Origin of the sequence: Streptomyces torulosus (assembly GCF_001419765.1) — a bacterium.
GTDB lineage: Bacteria > Actinomycetota > Actinomycetes > Streptomycetales > Streptomycetaceae > Streptomyces > Streptomyces torulosus.
This window is the reverse complement of the sequence record NZ_LIRK01000383.1, coordinates 1-5,759: the sequence shown is the minus strand read 5'-3', so window position 1 is coordinate 5,759 and position 5,759 is coordinate 1. Positions and strand designations below refer to the sequence as shown.

Below are 5,759 nucleotides of genomic sequence, written 5' to 3'. Positions count from 1 at the left end.
TTGAGTTTCTGATCAATAGGACGTTCGTCAAGCCGTTCTTCGTGAAGCACGCGCTGGGACTACTCACACGGGAAGCGGAGATCCTCCGGCTGCTCGCGGATACGAGCGTGCCGGTCGCCCGCCTTCATGGTGTTGATGCGGCAGCCGAGCGTTGCGACCATCCGTCGCTCCTGATGTCGATGCTGCCAGGGAGCCTCCGGCTGGACGCGGAGGACATCGAGCGGAAGACAGAGCTCCTTGCCCGGCAGCTGGTGGCAATTCACGGGTTGCTGATTCCAAAAGGAGCCCGGCCGCGCACCTATCAGGCGTGGACCAGTCCAGAGCGGGTGCGTCTTCCCGAGAGCTCGAGAAAGCCGGAAGTGTGGGAGCGCGCCGTGGAGGTGATCCGGCGTTCACCCCCGACCTATCGGCCTTGCTTCTTGCACCGCGATTTCCACCCCGGGAACGTGCTTTTCACGGGGGATGGAGCCGATCTGGCGATTACGGGTGTCGTGGACTGGGTGGAGACGTCCTGGGGACCTGCTGATCTGGACGTGGCCCACTGCTCCACTGCGCTTGTTCTGTTGCACGGAGTAAGCGTCGGCATGCGGTTGGCAGACCACTACATCGCGGCTGGTGGGACGCTCAGCGACGATCCTTCTGATCACCTGTACTGGCGTGTGCTGGACGCGCTGGCCTTCGCGCCGGACGCGGAGAAGGTTGCCGAGCCCTGGCGGGAACTCGGGAGGAAAGACCTGACATCTGCCGTTCTCGAGCAGCGCTTGGAGGACTACCTCCAAGCGCTGCTCAGCCAGTACGGCTGAAGCCTTCGGTCAGGGTCGTCCGGCGGCCTTCTGCGCTGCCGGCGTCCGCGTCAGGCGCCGGGTCATGAGAGTTATGAGTGCCCAGTTCAGGTGGGCTTCGGAGTGTTGGGGCAGGCGTTCGTAGTCGCGTGCGTTGCGGCGGGCGTTCATACACCAGCCGATCGTCCGCTCGACTTTCCAACGGCGGGGCAGGACGACGAAGCCCTTGGTGCCCTTGGGTCGGGAGACGATGCGCAGGGTGAGCCAGAGGCGGTCGCGGGCCCAGTCCACGAGGTCGCCGGCATAGCCGCGGTCGGCCCAGACCTGGGTGATCTGCGGCTGGGTGAGGCGCAGGCGCCAGAACACGTCGCGGGCGGCGTCGCGGTCCTGGATGTCGGCGGGCGTCACCGTGATCATCACAGGCAGGCCGAGTGTGTCCACGGTGATATGTCGCTTACGCCCGTTGATTTTCTTCGCGGCATCGTAACCGCGGCTGTCCTTGCCGACAGTGGAGGCCCCCTTGACCGACTGGGAGTCCACGATCAGCGTCACCGGATGCGGGCAGCGGCCCTTGCCGGTACGGATCCTCCGGCGGAGCTGGTCACGGATGTAGGTGACGACCCCGGCCCGGTTCCATCGCCAGAAGAAGCCGTAGACCGTCTCCCATGGAGGGAAATCCGCGGGCAGGGCCCGCCACTTCGCGCCGTTGTCAACGATGTAGCGGATGCCGTCGACGATCTCCCGCCGGGGCCACTTCTCCGGGTGCCCGCCGGTCTTGGTCTGGCAGGCCGGGACCGGCAGCAAGGGTTCGAGAAGGGCCCATTCGGCGACGGAGGTGTCGGACGGGTAGCGGCGGCGACGGGAAGCAGCAGGCATGGCGGGCTCGGCAGGGTAATCGGCGGCGGGGCTATTTGGAGAGCTGGGCGAGGGGGGCACGGACCCCGGTGAGCTGGGCGGTGGCGAGCTGTGCCCATTCGTCGTCGGGATAACGGGACAGATGCGGATCGAGCGTGCCCGTGATCACCCGGGTAAGGCGACCGAGGATCTGCCGGAACTGCCGCTTGTCGTACTCGATCCAGTCCGCGGGATCGTCGGAGAACAGATAGCCGTCCCCGCGGGTCCAGGTGATCGGCGTCAGGTTCTCCGCGGCGACGACGTCGCGGACGTGCCGGATACCCCGGCCGACCTGCGAGCGTGTCAAGCGGGTTGCGGCCATGAGCTGGTAGGTGTGAAGGCCGGCGGGGCGTGCTTCCATCAGGGCGACGCGGACCAGGTCGCCGTAGTGCTCGGCCAGCGGCCGGGCCTCCCGGCGTCGCGGCACGGCTACTCGCCCTTGAGCAGCTGGACCAGCTGCTCGTCCAGGGTGAACTCGCCGTTGTCGAGGGCTCCTTCGAGCCAGTCCGCTGCCGCGCGGACCCGCCCGATCTGCCGACGGACGGTCTCGCGCTCGTCCTCGGTGAACTCCTGCCCCCGCAGCTGCGGGACCAGCCTGCCCAGGGTGGCCACGAAACCGTGGCAGGACCCGACCAGGTCGAGGTATTCGATGGTGTGCTCGATCGCGCGGACGGCAGGGGTGCGTTCCCGGATCCGCTCGCGCGTCTCGTTGGAGTTGTCGAACTGGGCGCGGTTGACGAGCATCCGGGTGGTGTCGTCCCGCATCGTCTTCCGGGCAACGGCCGGGCGGCGCAGCAAGTCGGTGGTCACCTGCTGGGCGACAGCGTCGTCCCTGGTCAGCTCCGTGACGACCCGTACCCTCTCGGCGGGGGTGACGTGCTCAGTCACGGTCGGCCGCTTCAGCAGATCGGTGGCAACCTGCGCGGCGACCTCGTCATCACGGGTCAGATCAGCGACCGCCTGAACTTTCTCGTCCACGGTCACCGGCCGGTCGACGCGCTGGCCGACGACCCGCTTCGCGCCATCCGGCGTCCACTGCCTCGCGCCGGTGCGCGGGTTGAACGGCGCGTCCTCGATCGCCGCCCACCGCTCGTCCTCATCCGCCACCGACGCCAGGATGCGGTGAACGGTGAATGACACGCCTTCCTTGCGGTGCCCTTCGGGCCAGCGGTTGGCGGTGTATCGCCAGTCCTCCACCGTCCGCCGCTCAACACCTATGTCGTCCGCGAACATCTGCAACGACTCCGTCACCGTGAACAGGTCATCCGTGCCGTTCGGCATCGAACCGCCCACCGACCTCATCGGCTCGATCTCCAACGCCATGTCGCCCAGGGCAAACTGCGCGCGGGCGACCTGCGCGATCAGGTCCTTCGCCTGGGTGACGAGCTGTTCGTAACGCTGCCGGGTGACATTCCCAACTCGGTCGGCCACGTCGGTCATGAAGACCACCGCCCTCGCCCGGGCCCGGCCCGGCCACCACGACGTGACCGGTCAAGGGGCGCCGGCCCCGGTCACCGTCCACCGTGACGCGCGCGCGACACGCCGGGGCAGAGCGTGAACCAGGGGCGCTCGAAGCGCACGAGCCTTTCGCCCAACTACCTTGCAAAACCTACGGTGTTCGAGGTGTCCGAGAGGCGTTCGGCTATGGCGTTTCTGTAACGCCGTTCCGTGACGCCCGCCGCTGGCGGCAGGCCCGCACCCGGCAACGGTCCGAGCAGTACACCGCCGCCCTCGACCGTTCCACTCCCACCGTCCACGACCGCCCGCAAACCGGGCACTCCGCCTGCTCACCCCGCTGCAGCGCAGCCACCCGCTGCCGGGTCCGCTGAAGCCTCCGCCACCGCCGTGACCTGCACCGACCCGAGCAGAACACAGCCTCCGCCGCCATCGCCTGCGGCAGCGGATCACCGCACTCCCGGCAGTACCGCCGAGCCGTCCCGCCAGCCCCCACAACCCAGATCATCCAGGCGCACGCACCTCACGGCCAGGGATCAAAAACACCTACTGAGGAAGACCTCGTCCAGGTGCCACTTGTCGCCCGGCTGCACACGCTGGCGGCGCAGGCCGTTGGCGCAGGCCGTTGGCGTAGGCCGTTGGCGTAGGCCGTTGGCGTAGGCCTGCCCGAACTTCGTACACCAGCGGCGGACCGTCTCGTGGGAGACGAGCACGCCGCGCTCGCGCATCAGCTCCTCGACCTCGCGGAACGACAGCGGGAAGCGGAAGTACAGCCACACGCAGTGCGCGATGATCCCCACCGGGTACCGGTGCCCCTTGTACGACGGCGGCGCGCTGTCCACGGACCACCCCTCCCAGCATGACCAACCAGAAGATCATCCCACCCGGCCAGTCAACGTGACAGTGCCGTCCCTATTCATCCGTACGAAGGTGGGGACGGAACTGTGTACGCCGACACGCGTGCTCCCTGACGGGCATGACCGCCGCACCGAGCTGGCCGCTCGCCGTTCTCACGACCGGGTGGTGGGCCTGGGAGCGTCAGTCCTGGCTCCGCAGTATCCCGCCTGGCGTTTGAAGCACACCGGTCAGGATTCAGCCGCCGTGGACGCACGTGGGGCGGGTGTTTCATTCCGCTGGTGAGGTTGGTTTCTCGGTGGTCGTCCTCGCGATGGGCGTGGCCTGCGCGTGGGGTGAGGCGGATGCGGTGTCTGCTGCCGCGTCGGTCATCTTGAGGAGGGGGAGTGCGGCGATGAGCGTTCCGGCGGTGAGGAGGATGCTCAGGACGCCGACGCCCATGTTGTCCATGATCGCGCCGACGGCCAGGGGGCCGATGCCTCCGCCGAGTGCTCCGGCGCCGCTGAGGGCGGCCACCCACCGTCCGGTGGAGTCGATGACCGAGGCGGCGGCGAGTATCTGAATTAGGACGGCCAGCCAGCACGTCTGCCAGATGACTGCGGTGGCGATGAACAGGGTGGGGCTGTGGGTGACGATGAGGAGCCCCGTGCTGAACGCTTCGACGACGACGAACCCGGTCATCGAGCGCAGGCGGCCGAAACGCTTCACGGCGAGCGGTCCGGCTACGGCTCCGGCGAGTGCGACGATGCTGGAGAGGGCCAGGACGGCGGAGAGCACAGAGGCAGACATGCCGGTGTGGCCGCGCCCCAGGACGGAGGCGTAGGACCAGATTCCCTGCGTGACGGCCATCAGGAGGCCCGCGCCGACCAGTAGCACGGCGGAGGGACGGGCCGACCGGGAGGCTGAGTCGGGGGCGGTCGCGGAAGGACTGCTCGCCGGGCCCGAGCCGTCGGGGAGGTGGCCCACCAGGAACCAGCCAGGCAGGCAGCACACGGCCAGCAGGAAGAAGCCGGTTCCCCCGCCTGCGGACTCGTTGACGGCTGGGACGGCGAGGAGCAGCAGGGCACTCGCGAACAGCGCGCCGGTGATGGCGATCGAGGAGGTCTTGTCGGCGTCGTCGCCGATGCCGGCCAGGGCGGCGGTGGAGGCGGCGTAGACGGCTCCGAGTCCGGCGCCGAGCAGCAGACTGGCCACGATCAGCGTCAGCATGTCGAAAGCGATGGCGGCGCCGATGAATCCCACGGCGGCCACGGCCAGCCCCTGGCGGGCCATCCGGACGCGTCCGGGGCGGGCGGCGCGGTTGGCGAGCAGGAGGGTGGTGATCGCGACCGCCGTCAGCTGGCTGGCGGCGACGAGTCCGGCGCTGGTGCTGGGCAGGTCGAAGCGGTCGGCGAAGTCGTCCACGAAGACGGGCATCACGTTACTGCCGCTGCTGCCGAGCGTGACTCCGGCGATCAGGGCAGCGGCGACGGTGAACGTCAGCGCGCTGTCGCTGTTCGTTTTCACTGAATGCCCCTTGCACGGAGGGCCGCCTGGCAGGCGGGTGTGGGAGCGGAAGGGAAGGGGAGCATCGCCGAACCTCAGAACTGGTAGGCGGTCGGGTGCCGTGTCCAGTACTGGAGCGGCGAAGGGAGCCTCCGGGCATAGGGAACCGGCCGAGGCTCGGGAGCGGGCAGATGCCGGGTGGCACCAGGGCCGGGTGTGCGGTGTGCGCCGAAGGCTTGACCCGGCCCGACGGTCACCGGGTGATGCCGGCTCGGCACCGGCGCGTCA

The 5,759-nt window shown here is 68.7% G+C and carries 5 protein-coding genes and 1 pseudogene; 1 reads left to right on the top strand and 5 read right to left on the bottom strand.

Going from position 1 to position 5,759, the window contains the following annotated elements; genetic code table 11:
- Nucleotides 1-803 (top strand): phosphotransferase family protein (locus AOK23_RS25890; RefSeq protein WP_055715041.1); only part of this gene is annotated, 803 nt, incomplete at its 5' end.
- Nucleotides 804-812: 9 nt separating this feature from the next.
- Here AOK23_RS25890 and AOK23_RS25885 read toward each other — a convergent pair.
- The 5 genes and pseudogenes from AOK23_RS25885 to AOK23_RS25865 all read right to left on the bottom strand — a co-directional run bounded on the left by AOK23_RS25885 (nt 813) and on the right by AOK23_RS25865 (nt 5,492).
- On the bottom strand, nt 813-1,658 hold the full coding sequence (locus AOK23_RS25885; RefSeq protein WP_055715040.1) for an IS5 family transposase: 846 nt from the start codon (nt 1,656-1,658) through the stop codon (nt 813-815).
- Nucleotides 1,659-1,689: 31 nt separating this feature from the next.
- A complete protein-coding gene (locus AOK23_RS50260; protein ID WP_107102872.1) occupies nt 1,690-2,103 on the bottom strand; it encodes a hypothetical protein in 414 nt (137 codons plus the stop codon).
- Nucleotides 2,104-2,105: 2 nt separating this feature from the next.
- Nucleotides 2,106-3,116, bottom strand: a complete 1,011-nt coding sequence (locus AOK23_RS25875) for a DUF6192 family protein (protein WP_063791402.1) — start codon at nt 3,114-3,116, stop codon at nt 2,106-2,108.
- A 566-nt stretch (nt 3,117-3,682) separates the two neighbouring features.
- A pseudogene (locus AOK23_RS52010) lies at nt 3,683-3,973 on the bottom strand (hypothetical protein); the annotation flags it as partial.
- A 283-nt stretch (nt 3,974-4,256) separates the two neighbouring features.
- Nucleotides 4,257-5,492: an MFS transporter gene (locus tag AOK23_RS25865; protein ID WP_055715038.1), complete on the bottom strand. Its 1,236-nt coding sequence runs from the start codon at nt 5,490-5,492 to the stop codon at nt 4,257-4,259.
- Nucleotides 5,493-5,759 lie beyond the last annotated feature (267 nt).